This window comes from Actinomadura latina NBRC 106108, assembly GCF_001552195.1.
Classification (GTDB): domain Bacteria; phylum Actinomycetota; class Actinomycetes; order Streptosporangiales; family Streptosporangiaceae; genus Spirillospora; species Spirillospora latina.
On the sequence record NZ_BCQS01000030.1, the window covers coordinates 1 to 21,977 of the forward strand.

21 protein-coding genes are annotated in these 21,977 nt (G+C 74.5%); 11 read left to right on the forward strand and 10 right to left on the reverse strand.

The window, feature by feature from the left end; translation table 11 throughout:
* Positions 1 to 178: 178 nt before the first annotated feature.
* The 4 genes from AL2_RS37755 to ligA are packed head-to-tail and all read left to right on the forward strand — an operon-like array spanning position 179 to position 4,255.
* On the forward strand, positions 179 to 346 hold the full coding sequence (locus AL2_RS37755; RefSeq protein WP_157438439.1) for a hypothetical protein: 168 nt from the start codon (positions 179 to 181) through the stop codon (positions 344 to 346).
* Positions 346 to 1,233 carry a DMT family transporter gene (locus AL2_RS29520; protein ID WP_067639367.1) on the forward strand — a complete coding sequence of 296 codons (888 nt, stop codon included), beginning with the start codon at positions 346 to 348 and terminating at the stop codon, positions 1,231 to 1,233. Before AL2_RS37755 ends, AL2_RS29520 begins: the two co-directional genes overlap by 1 nt.
* 10 nt (positions 1,234 to 1,243) lie before the next feature.
* Positions 1,244 to 2,143: an alpha/beta hydrolase gene (locus AL2_RS29525; protein WP_067639369.1), complete on the forward strand. Its 900-nt coding sequence runs from the start codon at positions 1,244 to 1,246 to the stop codon at positions 2,141 to 2,143.
* Between the two features lie 39 nt (positions 2,144 to 2,182).
* Positions 2,183 to 4,255, forward strand: a complete 2,073-nt coding sequence (gene ligA / locus AL2_RS29530) for an NAD-dependent DNA ligase LigA (RefSeq protein WP_067639371.1) — start codon at positions 2,183 to 2,185, stop codon at positions 4,253 to 4,255.
* A 6-nt stretch (positions 4,256 to 4,261) separates the two neighbouring features.
* Here the strand turns inward: ligA and AL2_RS29535 are convergent, their stop codons facing one another.
* The 7 genes from AL2_RS29535 to AL2_RS29565 form a co-directional block, all read right to left on the reverse strand.
* Entirely contained in the window at positions 4,262 to 5,440 is a 1,179-nt protein-coding gene (locus AL2_RS29535; protein WP_067639373.1) for a PucR family transcriptional regulator, read from the reverse strand.
* Positions 5,441 to 5,541: 101 nt separating this feature from the next.
* A complete protein-coding gene (locus AL2_RS29540) occupies positions 5,542 to 6,861 on the reverse strand; it encodes an acyltransferase family protein (protein ID WP_067639375.1) in 1,320 nt (439 codons plus the stop codon).
* A 198-nt stretch (positions 6,862 to 7,059) separates the two neighbouring features.
* Positions 7,060 to 7,836, reverse strand: a complete 777-nt coding sequence (locus tag AL2_RS29545) for an SAM-dependent methyltransferase (RefSeq protein WP_245667030.1) — start codon at positions 7,834 to 7,836, stop codon at positions 7,060 to 7,062.
* A gap of 319 nt (positions 7,837 to 8,155) precedes the next feature.
* Complete coding sequence (locus AL2_RS29550) at positions 8,156 to 8,791, reverse strand: GNAT family N-acetyltransferase (RefSeq protein WP_067639379.1); 636 nt, start codon at positions 8,789 to 8,791, stop codon at positions 8,156 to 8,158.
* Positions 8,792 to 8,870: 79 nt separating this feature from the next.
* Positions 8,871 to 9,320: a hypothetical protein gene (locus AL2_RS29555; RefSeq protein WP_067639381.1), complete on the reverse strand. Its 450-nt coding sequence runs from the start codon at positions 9,318 to 9,320 to the stop codon at positions 8,871 to 8,873.
* Between the two features lie 101 nt (positions 9,321 to 9,421).
* Positions 9,422 to 10,369 (reverse strand): sensor histidine kinase, encoded by a 948-nt coding sequence (locus tag AL2_RS29560; RefSeq protein ID WP_067639383.1) that lies wholly within the window; start codon positions 10,367 to 10,369, stop codon positions 9,422 to 9,424.
* 206 nt (positions 10,370 to 10,575) lie between these two features.
* A complete protein-coding gene (locus AL2_RS29565) occupies positions 10,576 to 11,658 on the reverse strand; it encodes a carboxylate-amine ligase (protein ID WP_067639385.1) in 1,083 nt (360 codons plus the stop codon).
* 216 nt (positions 11,659 to 11,874) lie between these two features.
* On the opposite strand from AL2_RS29565, the gene AL2_RS39890 reads away from it, so the two are divergent.
* Positions 11,875 to 12,003, forward strand: a complete 129-nt coding sequence (locus AL2_RS39890) for a hypothetical protein (protein ID WP_281181628.1) — start codon at positions 11,875 to 11,877, stop codon at positions 12,001 to 12,003.
* Positions 12,004 to 12,043: 40 nt separating this feature from the next.
* Here AL2_RS39890 and AL2_RS29570 read toward each other — a convergent pair whose 3' ends face one another.
* From AL2_RS29570 to AL2_RS29580, 3 genes are all read right to left on the reverse strand, one after another.
* Complete coding sequence (locus tag AL2_RS29570) at positions 12,044 to 12,232, reverse strand: hypothetical protein (protein ID WP_067639386.1); 189 nt, start codon at positions 12,230 to 12,232, stop codon at positions 12,044 to 12,046.
* A 9-nt stretch (positions 12,233 to 12,241) separates the two neighbouring features.
* The gene (locus tag AL2_RS29575; RefSeq protein ID WP_067639388.1) at positions 12,242 to 12,451 is read right to left on the reverse strand and encodes an HGxxPAAW family protein; all 210 of its coding nucleotides are present in this window, start codon (positions 12,449 to 12,451) and stop codon (positions 12,242 to 12,244) included.
* Between the two features lie 116 nt (positions 12,452 to 12,567).
* Positions 12,568 to 13,746, reverse strand: coding sequence for an acyl-CoA dehydrogenase family protein (locus tag AL2_RS29580; RefSeq protein WP_067639390.1), 1,179 nt, complete (start codon positions 13,744 to 13,746; stop codon positions 12,568 to 12,570).
* Positions 13,747 to 13,859: 113 nt separating this feature from the next.
* Between AL2_RS29580 and AL2_RS29585 the strand changes: the two genes are divergently transcribed.
* The 6 genes from AL2_RS29585 to AL2_RS29610 all read left to right on the forward strand — a co-directional run bounded on the left by AL2_RS29585 (position 13,860) and on the right by AL2_RS29610 (position 21,765).
* Entirely contained in the window at positions 13,860 to 15,683 is a 1,824-nt protein-coding gene (locus tag AL2_RS29585) for a methylmalonyl-CoA mutase family protein (protein WP_067639392.1), read from the forward strand.
* Positions 15,680 to 17,893 (forward strand): methylmalonyl-CoA mutase, encoded by a 2,214-nt coding sequence (gene scpA, locus AL2_RS29590; RefSeq protein ID WP_067639394.1) that lies wholly within the window; start codon positions 15,680 to 15,682, stop codon positions 17,891 to 17,893. Before AL2_RS29585 ends, scpA begins: the two co-directional genes overlap by 4 nt.
* Positions 17,890 to 18,873 (forward strand): methylmalonyl Co-A mutase-associated GTPase MeaB, encoded by a 984-nt coding sequence (meaB, locus tag AL2_RS29595; RefSeq protein ID WP_067639396.1) that lies wholly within the window; start codon positions 17,890 to 17,892, stop codon positions 18,871 to 18,873. Before scpA ends, meaB begins: the two co-directional genes overlap by 4 nt.
* Positions 18,874 to 18,928: 55 nt before the next feature.
* Positions 18,929 to 19,903 carry a GNAT family N-acetyltransferase gene (locus AL2_RS29600; protein WP_067639398.1) on the forward strand — a complete coding sequence of 325 codons (975 nt, stop codon included), beginning with the start codon at positions 18,929 to 18,931 and terminating at the stop codon, positions 19,901 to 19,903.
* A 106-nt stretch (positions 19,904 to 20,009) separates the two neighbouring features.
* Positions 20,010 to 20,933: a hypothetical protein gene (locus AL2_RS29605; RefSeq protein ID WP_067639400.1), complete on the forward strand. Its 924-nt coding sequence runs from the start codon at positions 20,010 to 20,012 to the stop codon at positions 20,931 to 20,933.
* Positions 20,934 to 21,324: 391 nt separating this feature from the next.
* Positions 21,325 to 21,765 carry an HNH endonuclease gene (locus tag AL2_RS29610; protein ID WP_067639402.1) on the forward strand — a complete coding sequence of 147 codons (441 nt, stop codon included), beginning with the start codon at positions 21,325 to 21,327 and terminating at the stop codon, positions 21,763 to 21,765.
* The last annotated feature ends 212 nt before the right edge of the window (positions 21,766 to 21,977 follow it).

Consider the following 21,977-nt stretch of genomic DNA (forward strand, 5'->3'; position numbering starts at 1 on the left):
GCACGGTGGCCGCGCGGGGAGGCACGCCGTCGGGCGGGCCGGTGAACCGCGAACCTCAACCCGCTCTCCTCTCCGTATAGGGGACGGGACGGGTTGGAATCCCCCGCCTTCAGGCGGGGGAGGATGTCAAGGTCGTCTCGTCCGATCGTGGGGAGGATGATCGATAGGGGGTGGTGCGATGTGCGAGGCGCAAGGCGACGCGAGCGGGCGCGCGCTGCCGCCGGTGCCGCACGCACGCGCGGCGCTCCCGGACGGCCTCCGGCGGGCGTTCGAGCGGCCCGCCGCCGCCCTCGTCGTCGCGGCGGGCGGCGGTGCGGGCGGCGGTGCGCGGAGCGGGACGGCCTGATGGCGTGGTCCGTGGGCTTCGCCGTCCTCGCGGCGTTCCTGTTCGCCGCCGCCGCCGCGCTGCAGTACCGGGCCGCCAGGCGCGCGGTTCACGGCGGCTCGGACGCCGGCGCGGCGCACGGCCTGATCCGGCGGCTGGTCCGGGACCCGGTGTGGCTGACCGGGTGGGGCGTGAACCTGGCCGGCTTCGGCGCCCAGGCCGTCGGGCTGCACTTCGGCTCGACCGCGATCGTCCAGCCGCTGCTGGTGACCCAGCTGGTCTTCACCATCGCGCTCGGCACGGTCGGCACGGGCCGCCGCCCGGCGCGGATGGACCTGCTCGGCGGGGCGGCCGTGTCGGCGGGCCTCGCCGTGCTGTTCACGGTGCCGGGCGCGATCCCGCCGGAGGGCGAGCCGTCCCGGCCGCGGATCTTCGTCGCGGGACTGATCGCCGCGCCGCTGGTCATCGTGCTGTCCCGGGCCGCGTGGCTGCGCGCCGGGCCGGTGCGGGCCGCGCTGCTCGGCGTCTGCGCCGGGCTGTTCTTCGCGGCCACCGCCGTGCTGATCAAACTCACCACCGCCGACCTCGTCGACCGCGGCGTCGCGGCCACCGCGGCCGACTGGCCGGGCTACGCGCTCGCGGGCAGCACGCTGCTCGGGCTCGTCCTTGAGCAGCGGGCGTTCGCCGCCGGGTCGCTGCCCGCCGCGATGACCGCGATGACGATGACCAACCCCATCGCCTCCTACCTGGTGGCCGCGTTCGCCTTCGAGACGCTGCCGCCCCGGACCGCCGCGGCGTTCACCGCCGTCTCGTTCAGCGTCGTGCTGCTCACCGCGGGGGTGGCGCTGCTCTCCCGGTCCGCGCACGCCGCCCGGGGACGCGACGACCCCCATACACTCCCCGCATGAGGAACTCGGTTTGATCACACGCCGCGCGCTCCTGCTCGGCGGCCTCGGCGGCCTCGGCGCCTTCGCGGCCGCCGCCGGCACCGGCTACGCGCTGGTCGAGAACGAGGCGCTGCCCGGCAAGGTCCGCCTCGACCGAGCCCTCGGCAGGTGCGGGGACGAGCCGGCGCCGCCCGCCGCGTCCGTCGCCGTGCAGCGGATGACGTGGCGGTCCGCGCACCGGCGCGCCACCGTCACCGCCACCGTCGTCCCGCCCGCGCGGGACCGCCCGCTGCGCGGCCTGCCGGTCGTGGTCGCGCTGCACGGCAGCGGCGGCACCGGGGCGAGCGCCGTGGCGCACCTCGGGCTGGACCACTACCTGCCGGACGCCGTCGCGAACGGCGGCGTCCCGCCGTTCGCCTTGGTCTCCGTGGACGGCGGCCCCGACACCTACTGGCATCCGCGCGCGAACGGCGACGACCCCATCGGGATGATCGTGGACGAGCTGCTGCCGCGGCTGCGCGAGCGCGGCGCCCGGACCGATCGCATCGGCGCCATCGGCTGGTCGATGGGCGGCTACGGCGCGCTCGTCCTGACCCGGCGGCTCGGCGCCCGGCGGATGGCCGCCGCCGTCGCGTCGTCCCCGGCCCTCTTCCGGTCGTACGCGGACGCGCGGTCCGCCAACCCCCGCGCCTTCGACGGCGCGGACGACTTCGCCCGCAACGACGTCTTCGCCGCCCTGGACGAGCTGAAGGGCGTCCCGCTCCGCGTCGACTGCGGGACGAGCGACCCCTTCGCCGCGATGGCGCGCGAGTTCCGGGGCCGCGTCCACCCGGCGGGCGCGATGGACGGCGGCTGCCACGACGGCGCCTTCTGGCGTCCTCATCTCCGTCCCCAGCTCGCCTTCCTCGGACATCATCTGGGCGGCGGCTGACGACCCCGGAATGTCGGTGGCACCAGGGATGATGCCCTCATGACCGAGACACCGGCCCGCACCGAGATCGGCGACCAGGCCGCCTACGCCGCCGCCGTCCAGACCGCCGTCGCCGCCTCCGCCGCCTACTACGGCGAGGGCGACTCGCCGCTCGACGACGACGCCTTCGACCGGCTGGTGCGCGGCATCGCCGCCTACGAGGCCGGCCATCCCGGCGAGGCGCTGCCGGACTCGCCGACGGGCAAGGTCGCCGGGGGAGCGGTGGCCGGGGACGTCCCGCACACCGTCCCGATGCTGAGCCTCGACAACGTGTTCTCGGCCGAGGGACTGGAGGCGTGGGCGGCGGGCCTGGTCCGCCGGCTGGGCCGGGAGGTCGCGGTGTGGAGCGTGGAACCGAAGCTGGACGGCCTGGCGATCTCGGCCCGCTACCGGGACGGGCGGCTCGTCCAGCTGGTGACGCGCGGCGACGGCGCCGCCGGGGAGGACGTCTCGCACGGCATCGGCATGATCGCCGGGCTGCCGGGGCGGCTGGCCGAGCCGGTGACCGTCGAGCTGCGCGGCGAGGTGCTGATGACGCGCGCCCAGTTCGAGGCCGCCAACACCGCCCGGACGGGCGCGGGAGGGGCGGCGTTCGCCAACCCGCGCAGCGCCGCCGCCGGGTCGCTGCGCGCCAAGGACCGCCCCTACCAGGTGGAGATGACCTTCTTCGCCTACGGCGCCCTCCCGATGGACGGCACCGACGGCGAGACGGCCGCCCGGCTGCGCGACCTGCCGCACAGCGGGATCATGGAGCTGGCCGCCGGGCTCGGCGCGCACACCACCGCCGCGACGCCCGTCCCCGCGATCACCGCGGCCACGATCGAGCGGGTGCGCGGGCGCGTCGAGGAGATCGCCGCGCTCCGCGCCGAGCTCGACTTCGGCATCGACGGCATCGTGATCAAGGCGGACGCGGCCGCCGACCAGGCCGCCGCCGGGATCTCCTCCCGCGCGCCCCGCTGGGCGATCGCCTACAAGCTGCCCGCCGTCGAGAAGATCACCCGGCTCCTGGACGTGGAGTGGAACGTCGGCCGCACCGGCGTGATCGCGCCGCGCGCCGTGCTGGAGCCCGTCGAGGTGGACGGCTCGACCGTCACCTACGCGACCCTGCACAACGCCGCCGACATCGAGCGGCGCGGCCTGATGATCGGCGATCACGTCACCGTCTACAAGGCGGGCGACGTGATCCCGCGCGTCGAGGCGCCGGTCGTGCACCTGCGGACCGGCGGCGAGCGGCCGATCGAGGCGCCCGCGGCATGCCCGCGCTGCGGCGACGGGATCGACGCCTCGCAGCAGCGGTGGCGGTGCGTGCGGGGGCGGTCCTGCCACGCCGTCGCGTCCGTCCGGTACGCGGTAGGCCGCGACCAGCTCGACATCGAGGGGCTCGGCGAGAACCGCATCGACCAGCTCGTCGACGCGGGGCTGATCACCGACTTCGCCGACCTGTTCTTCCTCGCCCATGACCAGGTCATCGCCCTGGACCGGATGGGGGAGACCAGCACCACCGCGCTGCTGGCGGCCATCGAGGGCGCCAAGGCCAAGCCGCTGAACAAGGTGTTCTGCGCGCTCGGCGTGCGCGGCACCGGCCGGTCGATGTCGCGCCGCATCGCCCGCCACTTCGCCACGATGGACGCGATCCGCGCCGCCGACGCCGAGGCGTTCCAGGAGGTCGAGGGCGTCGGGCCCGAGCGCGCCGCGATCCTGGTCGCCGAGATCGCCGAGCTGGCGCCGCTGATCGCCAAGCTCGTCGCGGCGGGCGTCACCATGACCGAGCCCGGCGCCACCGGCCCGGCCGCCGCGCCCGGTTCCGAGCCCGAGACCCCGGACCTTCCGCTCGCCGGGCTGTCGGTCGTCGCCACCGGATCGATGGCCGGGCCGCTGGAGGGCCTGTCCCGCAACCAGGTGAACGAGCTGATCGAACGCGCCGGCGGCAGGGCGTCCTCCGCGGTCTCGGCCCGCACCTCCCTGCTCGTCGCCGGCGCGAAGGCGGGCTCGAAGAAGGCGAAGGCCGAGAAGCTCGGCGTCGAGATCCTCACCCCGGAGGAGTTCGCCGCCCGCGTCGCCGCCTTCCTCTGACGCGGGTCAGGCGGTGCCGGCGGCGCGGCCGGTGCGGACCAGCCAGCTCAGCATCAGCATGACGTCGAGCCGGCCGTCCAGGTCGGAGAACCGCCCGCCGGTCAGCTCGGCGATGCGGCGCAGCCGGTACCGGACGGTCTGCTCGTGGATGTGCAGCCGCTCCGCCGCGATCACCGCGTTGTCGCCGCACTCCAGGTAGGTGAGCAGCGTCTCGGCGAGCGGCTGCCGGCGCGCCGGGGCCAGCTCCAGCAGCGGCCCGAGGACGGCCTCGGCGGTCGCGCCGATCAGTTCGTCCGCGGCGATGGTGGCGAGCGCCGCGATGTGGTCCACGCACCGGACGGGGCCGTCGCACGGCAGCAGGCCGCGCTCGGCCAGCGTCAACGCGTGCCGTGCCCAGCGCAGCGAGACGGCGCCCTGCCCGAGCGGCACGGTCGGCCCGATCGCGGCCGTGCCGAGCCTGCGCAGCACCGGCCACAGCCGCTCCTGCCCGGGGCCCTCCGGGTCGGGCACCACGAGGAACGGGATCGGCGCGTCCCAGTCGGCCAGCACGGCGGGCGGCAGGATCCGCGCGCCGGCGGGCGCCCCGGCCGGCAGCGCGACCAGGGCGATGCTCTTCGGCAGCTCCCAGCGGGCCGCGACCGCCAGCTCGGAGATCGTCTCCGCCGCGGGCGCCGGCTCGGCGACCAGCAGGTCCCGCAGCCGGTCGCGGCGCCGCTCCCGCTCGGTCGCCAGCTGCCCCTGCTGGCGGGCGTAGCCCTGCGCGGCGGCGTCGGCGACCCGCGCCAGCAGCATGAACAGCGAGTCGGTGAGCCGGCTCAGCGTCTCCCGCGACCAGCCGAGCCGGTAGGCGTCCTTGATGAACCGCCGGCAGGCGACCTGGCTGCTCACCCGCATCGCGTTCTGCAGGGCGCCGAGGCTGCGGCCCTGCCGGGCCTCCTCCTCGCCGAGCCGCATGTACAGCTCGGTCAGCTGCCGCGCGTCGGCGTTCGGGTGGTCGACGGAGTCGACGAAGAACGCGACGGTGTCGGCGACCGTGCGCTCCACCCGCTTGGCGTACTCGCCGCCGTCGTCCCCCGCGTACTCCGGGACCTGGTCGCGGATCTCGCGTTCCATCTCGTCGACGGCGGCCTGAAGGTGCTGCCGCAGCAGTCCGGGCAGCTCGGCGGGCATGGGCCCTGGTGTCATCCGGTGTCCGTTCGGCGAGGTCGGGCGGGACGAATCGGCCTCACCCTAGGCAAGAAAGGCAACGCTGTCATCACTCGCCCCCCGCCGTAGCGGCCCGGCGGTCAGGTCCGCGCGGGGTGCGGGGAGGCGGCCGGGGCGGTGTTCGAGGCGGTGTCCGAGGCGGTGCCGCGAGGCGTCGTCAGGCGGCGCCCGAGGCGCTGCGCGGGGCGTTCGACGTACCGGTGCGTGAGCGCCGCGGACACCAGGACGCCCGCGACCAGCACCGCGCCCCAGGCCGCCCGGACGGGGACGGGCAGCCCCCAGGTGTCCCGTCCGGCCGCGTACCAGACCACCTGGACGACCAGCGGGTGCAGCAGGTAGACGGAGTAGCTGACCAGCCCCGACCACACGAGGAACCGGGGCATGCGGCGGTTGCGGAGCGCGAGGCCGGCGAGGAAGGTCAGCCACGCGGCGGCCACGGCGATGGACCAGTCCCGCCCGAGCGGGTTCGGGTTGGCGTACAGGGCCCAGGACGTCGGGGTCCGCATGCCCGCCACGACCGAGAGCACCGGGACGACGGCGACCATCGCCATGGCCGGCCGGAGGGGGAGCCGCCCTTCCTGGATCGCGCGGACCGCCGTCCCGGCGAACATCGTGGCGATGATGCAGAGGCTCTCGATGGCGCCGATGCGGCTGTTGAGCACGAGCAGCGTCAGGGCGAGCGCCGCCACGACCACGACCCCGGCCCGCCGCACCGCGCGCCGGCCGAAGAGCATCGCGGCGAGCCCGCCGGCCAGCAGCAGCACGGCGGCGAGGATCGTCCCGCCCGGCCACCGGGAGGCCAGCAGCCCGGACGGCAGCGCGACGCCGAGGATCGCCGCGCCCACGCCGAACCCCAGTGCGACGCGGGCGCTGGAGCGGTGCACGCCGGCGACGAACATCGCCGTGATGAGCAGGTAGAACACCATCTCGTAGGACAGCGTCCAGAGCACGTTGACGGCGTTCGGCACGCCCAGCAGGTCCTGCAGCATCGTCAGGTGGGCGAGAGCGGACGCCCACGGCCGGTCGCCCAGCGCGGCGGGCAGCCCGTAGGTCACGCCGGCCGCCCCGAGCACCAGCGCCAGGCCCAGCGACACGCCCCAGGCCGGGTACAGGCGGAAGAACCGGCCGGCCCAGAAATGCCGGACGCTGCCGCGCCGCTGCAGCGAGAACGGCACGACGTAGCCGCTGACGAGGAAGAACACGAAGACCCCGTACCGGCCGAAGTCGAACCAGGGGCCGGCCGTCCGCCGCACCTCGGGCAGCAGCACGTCGAGGGAATGCTCGAACACCACCACGAGGGCGGCCAGGCCGCGCAGGGCGTCCAGCCATCCCATCCGGGAGGCCCGATCCGCGGGAGCGCCGTTCTTCGTCAGAGCTGGGGGCGGGGTGTTCGTCGGCATCGGAGGCCACCATAGGGGCCGAACCGTTACCGTCTCTAACGGGCGAATGAGATTTTCGTGAGATAGCGGCTTGCCGGCTGACTCAGTGTGACGGGACGAGGACAACCGCACGACCGCCTGGAGCAGGGGTCTCGCAAGCGGAGCGGAAGGCCGCAACGGCGGTGCCCGTGTGACCAATGACACACCGCGGCGGACGGCTCAGCGGACGCCGACCGCCCCGTACATGAGCGGGACACCGGGGGCCGTCCCGCCGGTCAGCGGCACCACCCCCGGCGCGAGCGGGCGGAACGGCCCGAGCAGGCGCGCCACCTCGGCGCCGCCGCGCGGGTGCACCGGGACGCCGCTCGCCTCCCGGTAGCACCGCGCGGCCTCGGCGATCGCGGCCGGGGCGAAGTCGGCGGTGAGATGCGAGACGACCAGGGCGCTGCCCGGCGCCGCCGCCGCGGCCAGGGCGGCGACGACGTCGCGGGCGCCGGGCAGGAAGTGCAGGACGGAGGAGAGCACCAGCGCCACCGGTTCGGCCGGGTCGATCAGCCGGCCCACCTCGGGACTGTCCAGGACCGAGGCCGGCTCGCGGAGGTCGGCGCGGAGCGCCGCGATGTTGCCGCCGTCCATCAGCAGCGCGCGGGCGTGGGCGATGACGAGCGGGTCGTGGTCGACGTAGACGACGCGGGTGCCGCCGATGTGGCGGGCGGCCATCTGGTGCAGGTTGTCGGATCTGGGCAGTCCGCAGCCGAGGTCGACGAACTGCCGGAGCCCGCGCTCGGCCAGCCGCCGGACCGACCCGGCGAGGAACGCGCGGGCGGCCAGGGCGGCGTCCGCCGCCTGCGGGAGGACGGCCAGCATCCGGTGCGCGAGCAGGCGGTCGCAGGAGTAGTTGTCCTTGCCGCCGAGGAGGTAGTCCTGGACCCGCGCCGGACCCGGCCTGTGCAGGGCGAGCGGGGTCTCCGCCGTCCGTGTGCCGGCCACGGTCATCTCGTTCACCTATCGCCTTCCCGTGCGGGGCGGAGTGCAGCGGCTCCATTCCGACGGTAGGCGGCCCGGCCGGGGAAGGCGTGACCGGGTCCGGTGAGCGGACGGGAGAGGCGCGCGTCCGGTGGCCGCATCGGGCCAAGCGCGTTTCGGCGGCGCCCCGCCGGCCGCGGAGCCCCCGGTGGCGGGCATCAGGAACGCGGCGAGCGAACGGACGGTCGCCGTGCGCTCACCCGGCCGTGCGGACGCCCGCGGCCGAGTGTCCGCTTCCGGTCATGACACGGACTTAACCGATGCAGTCGAGGGCCTGTGGAGAACCCGCTCAGCCGTTCTGCCCGGGGTCGCGCCACATGAGCCAGACCGGCGGGCATCCCCGGCCCGGCAGCGCCAGCTCCCGGGTCACCCGGAACCCGAACCTCTCGTAGTACGGAACGTTCCGCTCCTTGCTGCTCTCGAGGTAGGCGGGGATCCCCTCGGCGTCGCAGCGGTCCAGCCGGGACCGCAGCAGCGCCCCGCCGAGGCCGCCGCCCTGCGCCGGGGGATCGGTGCCGAGCACCGCCAGGTACCAGTGCGGCTCCCGGGGGTGGTGCCGCTCGATCTCGCCCAGCGTGCGAAGCGTGATCGGCACCCGCGTGCCGAGGATCCGCAGCAGCGGCAGCGCCTGCGCCGCCTGCAGCCGGACGGGCACCCGCCAGTGGCCGGGCGGGTCCCACAGCGCGGCCGCCTCGGTCGCGCCGTCCCGCCCGGTCGCCTCCGTGGCGCCGTGCCGCAGGTGCACCCGCCGCAGCAGGACGTCGAACAGCCCGGTCAGCCGGCGCACCCGGGACGCGTCGTCCGGCAGCAGCCAGCGCCAGACCGGGTCGTCGTCGAAGGCGCGCCCGAGGACCGCCGCGATCGCCGCGGCGTCGGCGTCCGCCGCCGTGCGGACCAGCGGGGACGGCTGGGAAGGGGATGTCATGACACGGCCTCCTGATGGGACGCGCCATCCTCACCGGGTGCGCGGCCCCGCGTCAAGGAGGCGGGTCACAGGGCCGGGATCACGTGCAGCCGCGGAGGCGGTCCTCCGCTCGCATCCGGGTCAGCTCGTCCAGGACGAGGGACGCGCCCGCCCCCACGAGCCAGGTGTCCTTGGCGAGGGCGATGCCCTCCTGGGTCGGGCGGATGCCGCCCTCCTGGCGCATGCCCGGCAGCCGCAGATAGAGGCCGGTCAGCCCGGCGGAGAACGCCGTGAGCGCCGCGCCCGCGAGCAGCGACGGGACGAACGGCACCAGCAGCGCGGCGCCGATCGAGACCTCGGTCCTCCCGAGGTACTGGGTGAAGGTCCGCGCGTCCAGCGATCCGAGGAACGGGTAGGCGGTCTTCGCCATCCCGTGGGTCGGTTCGGCCATCTGGTCCAGGGCCTGGAGTTTCGACAGGCCCGAGTTCAGGACGAAGGCCCCCACCGCCGTCCGGACCGGGATCTGGTGAGCTCGAGCGAGAAGTCGCATTGTTCCCCATAGCGATCGGGATGTTCGGGCGCAGGCATCATTCCCGCCGTTCACCCGCCGCACCTGAAGCCCGGGTCAAGTCTCGTTCTGCCGGGACCGGCCTACGCGCGCAGGTAGACGCGGGTCGCGGTGCCGTCCGGGCCGGTGTGGACGCGGACGAGGTCGGCGAGGTGGTGGACGAGCAGGATGCCGCGGCCGCCGTGCGGGCTCAGGTCCGCGGGGAGGCGGCCGGTGAGCGGATCGGTGATCGTCCCGGCGTCGCGGACCTCGCACACGACCTGGCCGTCCTCGGACCAGAACCGGGCGGTGCCGGCTCCGCCGCCGTGCAGGCAGGAGTTGGCCGCGAGCTCGCTCACGGCGAGCTCCATGTCGCCCACGGCGTCATCGCCGAGGCCGAAGTGCGCCGACCAGCGGGACGCGAACGCGCGGACGCGGGGGAGCGCGTCCAGGTCGAAGCTCATCGTGACCGCGCCGTCCGGTTCGGGCAGCGGCCGGTTGTAGGCGCTGATCACGCGGTGGGGCGCGTACTCGGCGCTCGCCTCCTCGCCGTCCCGGTCGACCACGACCGGGTGGGTGGCGCGGGCGTCGGCGAGCGCGACCGGGTCCAGCCCGGTCTCGTCGTAGGGGCACAGGATCGTCACGCTGCGGCTCGCGAACGCCAGGTTGATCAGTGCTTCGTGCTGGGCGCAGGCGGGGTACTCGGCGGCGGTGCGGCCGGGCCAGACGGGCTCGCCGATGATCCGCACCCGCCCGCCGGTGTGCCGGTCGGCGAAGTCGCGCAGGACCCCCGGGATGATGCGGCCGGGGTTGCGTCCCGCCTCGGCCATGTCCAGCCAGGTGACCTCGCCGGACGTCTCGCCCAGCGCGTCCCGCAGCAGGCTCAGGCGGCGGCCGGGGACCGCCACCGCGACCGGTTCGCCCGCCGCGCGTCCCGCGCGGACGAACGGGACGGTGCCGGCGAGGTACTCCTCGTCGTCCCGGTAGAACAGCGCGGGGTGGAGGAACGGGCCCCGTGCCGTCACGCCCGGTGTGCCGGGCCCGAGACTCATCGCGGGGTCGCTCCGTCCGAGATCGCTGTGCTCACCTGCATCAGGCCGAGGGTACGCGTCCCGCGGGCCGCCCTGCGCAACGGCCCTTGTCCGCACATCCCCGACGCCGCCGGTGGGCGGTCCAGAGCAGAGGTACCCGCGGCTGACCGGGGGAAACAGGCGAAATGTGCAAAGTTGCCTTTCCTGACCTGCGGGCGGCCGGGCGGCTACCGGTCCGGCAGCAGCGCGGCGTCGACGACGTCGGCCAGCCGGCCGCGCCTGCGGTAGGCGGCCCGCTGCCGCTCCGCCCCCGTTCCGCCCGCGAGCAGGCGCCGGACACCGTGGGTGACGAAGGCGGTGTCCCCGGCGTCGCCGAGCGCGGGCAGCACGTGCGCCAGCAGGTCGCCGGCCAGTTCCCGGAAGCCGGCCGGGCGTCCCGTGCACACCTCGACGCCGCGCCCCGCGAGGCCGTCCCGCGCGGCCAGCCAGTACGCGGCCCGCAGCATCTCCTGCGGCGGGTCGGGCGCCGGCTCGCCGGCGTCCACCGCGCGGGACGATACCCGCACCAGCGCCCGGATCAGGGCGGCGAGCACGGCCGCGTCCGCGGCGGTCGGCGCGACGTCCGCCAGCCGGACCTCAATCGTGGGCAGCCGCGCCGACGGCCGGACGTCCCAGAAGATCGTCCCGGTGTCCATCAGCGCGCCGCAGCCGAGCAGCGTCCCGACGAGGTCGTCGTAGTGGGCGGCCGACGCGAAGAACGGCGGCGGACCCGCCACCGGCCACCGCGCCCACGCCATCGCGCGCCAGCAGGCGTGGCCGGTGTCGCGTCCCGCCCAGTACGGGCTGTTCGCGGCGAGCGCGAGCAGCGTCGGCAGCCACGGCCGCAGGTGGTTGCCGACCTGGACGGCGTGCTCCCGGTCGGGCATCTCGACGTGGACGTGGCAGGAGCAGATGCTCTGCTCGTCGTCCAGCCCGCGGTAGATGGCGAGGCTCTCGGCGTAGCGGGCGCCGGCGCCGATCGGCGCGGGGACCACCTCGCCCAGCACGGGCGTCCCGGTGGCGGCGAGCCGGACTCCCTCCGCCGCGGCGGCGGCCGCCATCGCCGCCCGCATCGCGCGGATCTGCTCGCGGAGCTTGCCGAGGTCGTCGCACGGCGAGGTCTTGGCCTCGGCGAGGAACGCGACCAGCTCGGTGGAGGCGCGCTCGCCCAGCGCCGCGCCGGCCCGCCGCACGACGGCGGCGGCACGGGGGACGACCTCCCGGGAGACGGGATCGACGACGAAGTACTCTTCCTCGACTCCGAATCGCAGGGTCGTCCACCACCTCGGGTCCGGGGCGACTTCGGGGCGACACGGCGGGGCGGGTCCGCCTCGACGCTCCTCTCGACCGTACGTGGCCGCCGCGGCGAGCGCACCTGCCGGTCGGCCCGTAAACGGCGGTAAGGGATCTTCTTGACCCTCTTTTGATCCGCCGCTCAGCGGGCAGGGTCCGGAGGGACGCGGCCGTGGAGAAGGGAGGTGGCCCCCGTGACCGGATCGACCGCGGTGGGCGTGCTCGTCCTCGTGCTCGCCGTCGCCGTCTTCCTCCTGGTGGGGCTGTTCTACCTGGGAGACAAGCGGAAGGGCCCGCCCAACGGCTCGGACAGAGGCCGTTGAGGCGGGCCCCCGGCACGTTCCGCGCCGGCGCCCGGGCCGTCTAGCGGCTGGGGCCGGCGTCCACGAAGTACATGCACAGCGCGATGATGTGCGTGACCACGACCACGCCCATGCTGACGAAGAACAGGATCTTGGCGGGGGCGTGCGGGAAGACCTTTCCCGGTGTCAGTTCGCCCCGCTCGCGCTGCCGCGCGGCGATCCGCTCCTCGATGGGAGGACGACCGAACACAGCCGCCCGCTAGGCTCGGGGGTCGTCGACGATGACGTCGGTCATGATGTCGACGGCCAGTGCGACGATGCCGCCGATCGCGATCAGCGCTGCGCCCACCCCGACGACGACCCAGTTCGGGCCGACGGTGATGCCGACGCCGCCGACGACGAAACCGACGAAGATGATGGCCACGGCGACCCAGGACTTCGGGCGCCCGGCGTGGCTGCCAGTCGACATGTGTTGGTCTACCTCTGCAGGGTTCCGGAGGGGCTGTACGACGCCGAACTCTAGCAACGTCCCTAGACAGAGGGCCTTCCGGGGTGCCCCGCAGATCGTCCCCGGAATGGGGCGGGTCAGACGAACGCCCCCATTCCGGTCGCGGCGCGGCCGACGATCAGCGTGTTGATCTCGCGGGTGCCCTCGTAGGAGTACAGCGCCTCCGAGTCGGCGACGAAGCGGCCGATGCCGTAGTCGAGGACGATGCCGTTGCCCGCCATCAGCTCGCGCGCCCAGCCGACGACCTCCCGCATCCGGGTGGTGCAGTACGCCTTGGCGAGCGCCGAGTGCTCGTCCCGGTACAGGCCGTCGTCCTGGAGCTGGGCGAGCCGCACCACCATGCCGAGGCAGGCGGTCGCGTTGCCGAGCATCTTGACCAGCAGGTCCTGGACGAGCTGGAACTTGGCGATCGGCCGCCCGAACTGCTCGCGCTCCACCGCGTAGTCGCGGGCGATCTCGTAGGCGGCGAGCATCACGCCGACGGCCTGCCAGGCGACGCCGCTGCGGGTGCGGCGCAGGATCGCGGCGGTGTCCCTGAAGCCGTTCGCCCCCGTGAGCCGGTCGGACTCGGGGACCCGGCAGTCCTCCAGTGTGATGTCGGCGTTCTGCACGGTCCGCAGCGCGATCTTGTTCTTGATCGGCGTGGCGGTGAAGCCCGGCGTGCCCTTGGTGACGACGAATCCCTTGACCTGGTCGTCCGCCTCGTCCCGCGCCCAGACGACGTTGCAGTCGGCGAACGTGGCGTTGCCGATCCAGCGCTTCGCGCCGTTCAGCACCCAGTGGTCGCCGTCGCGGCGCGCCGTGGTGCGCAGGCCCAGCGCCACGTCCGACCCGCCCTCCGGCTCGGTGAGCGCGAACGCGCCGATCTTCTCCATCCGCCCCATCGCGGGCAGCCACCGCTCGCGCTGCTCCGGGGAGCCGCACCGGCCGATGCTGCCCATCGCGAGGCCGGTGTGGACGCCGAAGAACGTCGCCATGGACGGGTCCGCGCGCGCCATGTCCATCGCGAGGAACCCCGTCAGCAGGCTGCTCGGCCTCTCGCCGGGGCACTCGTCGTACGCCAGGCCGGCGATGCCGAGCTCCCCGTACTGCGGGATCAGGTCGAAGGGGAACTCGGCCCGCGCCCAGCAGTCGTCCGCGATCGGCGCGACCTTCGACTCCAGGAAGCCGCGCACCCGCCCGACGATCTCCTTCTCGCGCTCGTCGAGCAGTTCCTGCATGTGGTAGAGGTCACCGGGGAGCGAATCCAAGGTCATGGGCCTGCTCTTCCCGGACGCCGCCCCGCTAACCGGCGGGCGGGCCGTCCCCGGTTCTGATCAGTGGGACCCGATTCAGAGCGGCGTTCGGTCGCTCGCCTACGATCCAGGGCATGACGGTGCCGCCTGAGGAACTCGAACTGGCCGCCGCCTTCCCCCCGGCCGAGCGCGACCGGTGGCGGGAGATGGTGAAGGGGGTGCTGCGCAAGTCCGGCGCGGCGACCGACGACACCCCCCTTGAGGAGATCGAGGGTCTGCTGACCCGCGAGTCGTACGACGGGGTCCCGATCGGGGCGCTCTACACCCGCGGCGACGCGTCGCCGGGGCGGCCCGGCCTCGCCCCCTACGTCCGCGAGGTGCGGCCGGACGGTGAGGGCATCGCCGGATGGGACGTCCGGCAGCGGCACGCGCACCCCGACCCCGCCGTCACCCGCGAGGCGATCCTCGCCGACCTGGAGAACGGCGCCACCTCGGTCTGGCTGCGGCTCGGCGAGGGCGGCCTCCCGGTCGCCGGTCTCGCGGTCGCGCTGCACGGCGTGCTGCTCGATCTCGCGCCCGTCGTGCTGGACGCGGGCGCGGCGTCGGCCGAGGCGGCGGACGCCTTCCTCGCCCTGGTCACCGAGCGCGGGAACGCGGCGGACGCGTCCGGGAGCCTCGGCGCGGACCCGCTCGGGCTCCAGGCCCGGACCGGCGCCGCCGGGTCGCTCGACGAGGCCGCCGCGCTGGCCGTCCGGTGCGTCCGGGAGTTCCCGGGGCTGCGCGCCGTCACCGCCGACGGCACCCCGTACCACGACGCCGGCGGGAGCGACGCCGAGGAGCTCGGCGCGGTCGTCGCCGCCGGGGTCGCCTACCTGCGCGCCCTGACCGGCGCGGGGCTGAGCGTGGACGAGGCGTTCGGGCAGATCGGCTTCCGCGTCGCCGTCAACGCCGACCAGTTCTCCTCGATCGCCAAGCTGCGCGCCCTGCGCCGGCTGTGGGCGCGGGTCGCCGAGGTCAGCGGCGCCGCCGACGGGACGGCCGCGCGGATCCACGCGGTCACGTCCGCGGCGATGATGACGCGCCGCGACCCGTGGGTGAACATGCTCCGCACCACCATCGCGGCGTTCGCGGCCGGGGTCGGCGGCGCGGACGCGGTCACCGTCCAGCCGTTCGACGCCCGCCTCGGGCTGCCGGACGATTTCGCCCGCCGCATCGCCCGCAACACCCAGACCCTCCTGCTGGAGGAGTCGAGCCTCGCCCGCGTCGTCGACCCGGCCGGCGGGTCCTGGTACGCCGAGAGCCTCACCGAGGGGATCGCCCAGTCCGCGTGGGCGTGGTTCACCGAGATCGAGAGGGCCGGCGGCCTCGGCGCCGCCCTGGAGTCGGGCCTCGTCGCCGGCCGGCTCGCCGCGACCTGGGCCCGGCGGCGGAAGGACATCGCCCGGCGCACGGCCCCGCTCACCGGCGTCAGCGAGTTCCCCAACCTCGCCGAGACGCTGCCCGGACGCGACCCGGCGCCCGCCGAGCCCGGCGGCGGCCTGCCGGTGGTGACGTACGCGCAGGACTTCGAGGCCCTGCGGGACCGCTCCGACGCGCACCTGGACGCGACCGGTGGACGCCCCAAGGTGTTCCTGGCGACGCTCGGGCCCATCGCCGTCCACACCGCGCGCGCCTCGTTCGCCGCCAACCTCTTCCAGGCCGGCGGCATCGAGACGGTCACCGGGGCGCCCGAGGAGTTCGGGACGTCCGGCACCGCCGTCGCCTGCGTCTGCTCCAGCGACCGGCTGTACGAGGAACAGGCCGCCGAGGCCGCGCGGATCCTGCGCGAGGCGGGCGCGGTGAAGGTCTGGCTCGCGGGTAAGGGAACCTACGAGGGGGTCGACGCCAACGTGTACGCCGGATGCGACGCGATCGGGGTCCTGGAGACCACCCTCCACGATCTGGGAGTGAACGAATGATCCCCGACTTCACCGAGATCGAGCTCGGGACGGCGCCCCCCGCCGACGAGGCCGCGAAGCGGTGGCGCGCCGCCGTCGCCGACGCCACCGGCAAGGACCCGGAGGCCCAGACCTGGGACACGCCCGAGGGCATCGGCGTCAAGCCGCTCTACACCGGCGACGACCTGGCCGGGCTCGACTTCCTCGACACCCTGCCGGGCATCGCGCCCTACCTGCGCGGCCCCTACCCGGCGATGTACGCGACCCAGCCGTGGACGATCCGGCAGTACGCCGGGTTCTCCACCGCCGAGGAGTCCAACGCCTTCTACCGGCGCAACCTCGCCGCCGGGCAGAAGGGCCTGTCGGTCGCGTTCGACCTCGCCACCCACCGCGGCTACGACTCCGACCACCCGCGCGTCTCCGGAGACGTCGGCATGGCCGGCGTGGCGATCGACTCCATCTACGACATGCGCCGGCTGTTCGACGGCATCCCGCTGGACAGGATGAGCGTGTCGATGACCATGAACGGCGCCGTCCTGCCCGTCCTGGCGCTCTACATCGCCGCCGCCGAGGAGCAGGGGGTGCGGCCGGAGGCCCTCGCCGGGACCATCCAGAACGACATCCTCAAGGAGTTCATGGTCCGCAACACCTACATCTACCCGCCGCAGCCGTCGATGCGGATCATCTCCGACATCTTCGCGTTCACCTCGCAGCGGATGCCGAAGTACAACTCCATCTCGATCTCCGGCTACCACATCCAGGAGGCCGGGGCCACCGCCGACCTGGAGCTGGCCTACACCCTCGCCGACGGCGTCGAGTACATCCGCGCCGGGCGCGACGCCGGCCTGGACATCGACGCGTTCGCGCCCCGCCTGTCGTTCTTCTGGGCGATCGGCATGAACTTCTTCATGGAGGTCGCCAAGCTCCGCGCCGCCCGGCTGCTGTGGGCGCGGCTGGTGAAGACGTTCGGCCCGCGGAACGCCAAGTCGCTGTCGCTGCGGACGCACTCGCAGACGTCCGGCTGGTCCCTCACCGCCCAGGACGCCTTCAACAACGTCGCCCGCACCTGCATCGAGGCCATGGCCGCCACGCAGGGCCACACCCAGTCGCTGCACACCAACGCGCTGGACGAGGCCCTCGCGCTGCCGACCGACTTCTCGGCCCGCATCGCCCGCAACACCCAGCTGCTCCTGCAGCAGGAGTCCGGGACGACCCGCACCATCGACCCGTGGGGCGGCAGCGCCTACGTCGAGCGGCTCACCTACGACCTCGCCCGCCGCGCCTGGGGCCACATCACCGAGGTCGAGCAGGCCGGCGGCATGGCGAAGGCGATCGACGAAGGGCTGCCCAAGCTGCGCATCGAGGAGGCCGCGGCCCGCACCCAGGCCCGCATCGACTCGGGGCGGCAGCCCGTCATCGGCGTCAACAAGTACCGCCCGGACACCGAGCAGGAGATCGAGGTCCTGAAGGTCGACAACGCGTCCGTCCGGGCGCAGCAGATCGACAAGCTGCGCCGGCTGCGGGAGGAGCGCGACGAGGCCGCGACGCGGTCCGCGCTGGACGCGCTGACCCGCGCCGCCGAGGCCGCCGAGAACGGCACCCGCGCGTCCGGCCTGGAGCAGAACCTCCTCGAGCTCGCCATCGGCGCCGCCCGCGCCAAGGCCACCGTCGGCGAGATCTCCGACGCCCTGGAGAAGACGTACGGGCGGCACGCGGCGCAGATCCGTACGATCTCCGGTGTGTATCGGGAAGAGGCCGGGCAGGTGACGGGCATCGAGAAGGCGCGCGCCGCGACCGCCGCGTTCGAGGACGCCGAGGGCCGCCGCCCCCGCATCCTCGTCGCCAAGATGGGCCAGGACGGCCACGACCGCGGCCAGAAGGTGATCGCGACCGGGTTCGCCGACCTCGGCTTCGACGTCGACGTGGGCCCGCTGTTCCAGACCCCGGCGGAGGTCGCCCGGCAGGCCGTCGAGGCCGACGTGCACATCGTCGGCGTCAACTCGCTCGCCGCCGGCCACCTCACGCTGGTGCCCGCGCTGCGCGAGGAGCTGGCCGCGCTCGGCCGCGCCGACATCATGATCGTCGTCGGCGGGGTCGTCCCGCCGGGGGACTTCGACGAGCTGCGCGCCGCCGGGGCCTCGGCGATCTTCCCGCCCGGCACCGTCCTCGCGGACGCCGCGCTCGGCCTGCTCGGCGAGCTGACCGCGCGGCTGGGGCACGTCGCCACGTGAGGCCGGGGCTCGACGACTACGTCACCGGGGTGCGGGACGGGTCGCGGGCGTGGATCGCCCGCGCGGTCACGCTCGTGGAGTCGACCCGCCCCGACCACCGGGAGCTGGCGCAGCGGCTGCTGGTCGAGCTGACCCCGCACGCCGGGAACGCCCGCCGGGTCGGGATCACCGGCGTGCCCGGGGTCGGCAAGTCCACGTTCATCGACGCGCTCGGCACCCGCCTGACGGGCGAGGGGCACCGGGTCGCGGTCCTCGCCGTGGACCCGTCCTCGACCCGGACGGGCGGCAGCATCCTCGGCGACAAGACCCGGATGCAGCGCCTCGCCGCCGACCCGGCCGCGTTCATCCGGCCCTCGCCCACCGCGGGCACGCTCGGCGGCGTCGCCAAGGCCACCCGCGAGGCGATGGTCGTCATGGAGGCCGCCGGGTACGGCATCGTCCTCGTCGAGACGGTCGGCGTCGGCCAGTCGGAGACGACCGTCGCCGAGATGGTCGACTCCTTCCTGTTCCTCACGCTCGCCCGCACCGGCGACCAGCTGCAGGGCATCAAGAAGGGCGTCCTGGAACTGGCCGACGTCATCGCCGTGAACAAGGCCGACGGCGACCACAAGATGGAGGCCAGGCGCGCCGCCCGCGAGCTGTCGGGGGCGCTGCGGATGCTGCGCAGCGACGAACGCGTGCGCGACACCCCCGTCCTCACCTGCAGCGCCCGCGAGGGCACCGGGCTGGACGAGGTGTGGGCCGAGATCGTCGAGCACCAGGAGCGGCTGCGCGCGTCCGGCGAGCTGGAGGCCCGGCGCCGCCGCCAGCAGGTCGGCTGGACGTGGGCCATGGTCCGCGAGCGGCTGCTCACCGAGCTGCACGCGCACCCGGACGTCCGGCAGCTGGCGCCGCGGCTGGAGCGGGAGGTCGCGGACGGGACGCTCACCCCGGCGCTCGCCGCCGACCGCATCCTGGCCGCGTTCACCCGGGACGCCTGAGCCCGGTTCCCGGCATGGCCGGTCGCGGCGGGCCGGGATCCGGTACAAAAGTCGGATGGACGTCATCGCGCTCGACGCTCCGACGGACGCGCAGATCCGCGCGTGGCACGAGGTCCTCGCGGCCGTCCACGCCGCCGACCCGGCCGGGGACCCCGCCCCGGACCCCGAGGAGACGGCGCGGCGGCTGCTCGGCGCCGAGCCCGGGTCGCGGCAGCGGCTCTGGGCCGCGGCGGACGGCGGCCGGCTGGTCGCGGTGGCGGTGCTGCGGCTCGCCGGAGAGCCCGGCACCGGCCGTCCCGGCGAGATCGACGTGCGGGTCCATCCCGGCCACCGGCGCCGCGGCCTCGGCCGCCGCCTCCTCACCGCCGCCGCCGCCGGGCTGCGCGCCGACGGACGCACCAGCGTGATCGCGCAGGTCCTCGCCGGGACCCCGGCCGTGCCGTTCCTGGAGTCGCAGGGGTTCGAGTGCGTCCTCACCCTGCGCGGCATGCTGCTGCGCCTGGACGACGTCCCCGCGGAACGCATCGAGCACCTGCTGGCCGAGGCGCCCGCCGGATACGACCTCGTCCGCTGGCAGGGCGTGGTCCCGGACGAGCACGCGGCCGCCCTGGCCCGCGCGAAGCACGCCATGGCGGACTTCGCCGAGTACGAGGGCGCCGCCTGGGACGCGCACCGCGTCCGCGAGATGGCCGAGGTGGTCGCCAAGCGCGGCGACGACCTCTACACGGTCGCCGCACTGCACGGGGGCGCCATCGCGGGCTTCACCGAGATCGTCGTCCCGCACGACTCGGCCGGCCGCGCCGCCCAGTACGACACGGCGGTCGTCCCCGAGCACCGCGGCAGGCGCATCGGCATCTGGGTGAAGGCCGCGATGCTCGCCTGGCTGGCGGCGGGCCGCCCCGACGTCCGCGAGATAGAAACGGATAATTCCGGCGACAATGCCCACATGATCGCCGTCAACGAGGAACTGGGCTTCCGCACCGAACGCGAGTCCCGGGAGTACCAGGCCCAGGTGACCGCCCTCCCCTGAGGGTTGTCCACAACCTCGCGTTTCCCGGCGGGCCCGACGCCGCCACGGCCAGCCTGGGACCCAGACGCGTCCCGGGCCGGGCGCGTCTGGATCGGGGAGGCGGGGGATGGCGGAGCGATTCGTCCTGACAGTGCCCGAGACGGTCACCGCGCGGTTCCTGGTAGCGGCCGGCACGCGGGCCGTCCCGGGACCGGACCGTCTACGGGACGCGCTCGGCGCCCGGGGGCTGGGCCGGGTCGCGGCGGCGATGCTGGCGTCGTCCCGGCTGACGGTGAACCCGGTGACCGAGATCACCGCGGAGTTGAAGGAACAGGTGCGTCGGCTGGACGGAGCCCCGGACGGCCTCCGGGACGTGTTCGGGGCGGCGCGTCACATGACCGTCACCGCTGTGACGGCGCCCGCCGGGCTGCCCCGCCACGCACAGGCGACCCGCCTCGCCGCCCGCACCCTGGCCGCGGCCCTGCGAGGCAGGGTCGCCGACCTGGACACGGGCCGCATCCTCCCGCCCGAGGACGGCCCGCCCGCCGAACCGGAAGAGTTCTTCCTGGGCGGCGACTGGGCACCGGTCTACATCACCCTCGAACCGGAGGACGCGACCCGCGCCAGAGCCGAAACAGCCGGCCTGCACCGCTTCGGCCTCCCGGAGGTGACGGCACGGCACGTCCCCTACGCGAGCATGCTCACCGCCGCGAACCTCGTCCGGGCCCTCGCCTGGCAACTGTTCGCCGAGCAAAGAGCCTTCCTCGCAAGAGCCGGCACCGCCGGAACACGCGAAACCCCTGCCGAGAGAGCCGTCCGCCGGGACGACGTCATGCGCTTCTGGGGCGCTACGGAAAGACCGGCGAAGCAGACCGCCGCAGTACGGCTCGCCTGGACGGACACGGCCTGCCCGGCCTGCGCGGCGGCGATCGAGGCGAGGCCCGCAGACCCGGACCGGGACAAGTGGTGGACCGAGTGCGCGACCGCGATGCCGCACCTGATCCGACCCACCCCGTCCCCAGCCGAGCCACGCCCGCGCCACCCTCGCTAAGCGGCCGGGGCGGCCGAAGTATGCGGGGAGGCGGGGCCGAGGATCGTGCGTGGACGCGGGGCTCGGGGTTGACCGCTCGCGCTTGTTGGGGCGTGCTGCGGAGGCGGTTCGGGTACGAGCGATCGGGTGGGGCGAGCCGGGTTCGCGGTGGGTTCGGGGGTGGTTGCGCGGGGTGATTGAAAATGCGTTGCTGAGTGTCGTTAGGGTCGGCAGTCTTATGGGAGTGTTCCGGGAAATGCCCGGAGGCTGGTAAATGCCGGAGTATTTTCCCGTCGTTCAGTGGGAGAACGCCGCAGCGGCCCTTTTCCGTCCTTCCGGGGGTGGATAAGGGGCGGTGCGGAGCCGGGGCGAGTCCTGGTCCGGAGCGGCGCATGGGTAAGGAGGTGGCCCGGTGAACGTGCTCGTCTTGAACGCGTCGTACGAGCCCTTACAACGGGTGGACCTGCGGCACGCCATCCGCATGCTGGTGCGCGAGGTGGCGGTCGTCGAGGAGGCCGAGGAGGGCCGGACCTTCGGCAGCTTCCCCGTGCCGCGGGTCCTGCGGCTCGTCCGCTACGTCGCGATGCGCTGGCGGCACGGCAGGCGCCCGCCGTGGACCAAGCGCGGCGTGTACCTGCGCGACCGGGGCCGCTGCTGCTACTGCGGGAAGCGCGGGAACACGATCGACCACGTCCACCCGCAGTCGCGCGGCGGCGGCGACACCTGGGAGAACACCGTCCTGGCATGCGGCAAGTGCAACAGCCGCAAAGGGGACCGGACGGTCTCCGAGGCCGGGCTGCGGCTGCTGTCGGCGCCGCGGGTGCCGCGCTGGGAGGAGCTCGTGGGCCCGTGACGGGGGCGGGGCCCGTGATGGGGGCGGGGGCCGCGGGCCGGGGCCGCGGGCCGGGGGCCGGACCGCCGTCGGGCGGTCCGGCCCGCGGGTCTCATGCCGCGTGCCCGGCGGGTGACTGTGTGTGTGTTTTCTGAAGCGTATGAGGCTAAATGGGCGATTGTGGTAACGTGCCGCCAATCTTGAGCTTTGTTATGTAGGAGAGATCTGTGGCG

Bases quoted from the DNA above. Each gene is read 5' to 3' on its own strand.
- AL2_RS37755 (WP_157438439.1), top strand. From the start codon at position 179: ATGTGCGAGGCGCAAGGCGACGCGAGCGGGCGCGCGCTGCCGCCGGTG.
- AL2_RS29520 (WP_067639367.1), top strand. From the start codon at position 346: ATGGCGTGGTCCGTGGGCTTCGCCGTCCTCGCGGCGTTCCTGTTCGCC.
- ligA (WP_067639371.1), top strand. From the start codon at position 2,183: ATGACCGAGACACCGGCCCGCACCGAGATCGGCGACCAGGCCGCCTAC.
- AL2_RS29535 (WP_067639373.1), bottom strand. From the start codon at position 5,440: ATGACACCAGGGCCCATGCCCGCCGAGCTGCCCGGACTGCTGCGGCAG.
- AL2_RS29540 (WP_067639375.1), bottom strand. From the start codon at position 6,861: ATGCCGACGAACACCCCGCCCCCAGCTCTGACGAAGAACGGCGCTCCC.
- AL2_RS29545 (WP_245667030.1), bottom strand. From the start codon at position 7,836: ATGACCGTGGCCGGCACACGGACGGCGGAGACCCCGCTCGCCCTGCAC.
- AL2_RS29550 (WP_067639379.1), bottom strand. From the start codon at position 8,791: ATGACATCCCCTTCCCAGCCGTCCCCGCTGGTCCGCACGGCGGCGGAC.
- AL2_RS29555 (WP_067639381.1), bottom strand. From the start codon at position 9,320: ATGCGACTTCTCGCTCGAGCTCACCAGATCCCGGTCCGGACGGCGGTG.
- AL2_RS29560 (WP_067639383.1), bottom strand. From the start codon at position 10,369: ATGAGTCTCGGGCCCGGCACACCGGGCGTGACGGCACGGGGCCCGTTC.
- AL2_RS29575 (WP_067639388.1), bottom strand. From the start codon at position 12,451: ATGTCGACTGGCAGCCACGCCGGGCGCCCGAAGTCCTGGGTCGCCGTG.
- AL2_RS29580 (WP_067639390.1), bottom strand. From the start codon at position 13,746: ATGACCTTGGATTCGCTCCCCGGTGACCTCTACCACATGCAGGAACTG.
- AL2_RS29585 (WP_067639392.1), top strand. From the start codon at position 13,860: ATGACGGTGCCGCCTGAGGAACTCGAACTGGCCGCCGCCTTCCCCCCG.
- scpA (WP_067639394.1), top strand. From the start codon at position 15,680: ATGATCCCCGACTTCACCGAGATCGAGCTCGGGACGGCGCCCCCCGCC.
- AL2_RS29600 (WP_067639398.1), top strand. From the start codon at position 18,929: ATGGACGTCATCGCGCTCGACGCTCCGACGGACGCGCAGATCCGCGCG.
- AL2_RS29605 (WP_067639400.1), top strand. From the start codon at position 20,010: ATGGCGGAGCGATTCGTCCTGACAGTGCCCGAGACGGTCACCGCGCGG.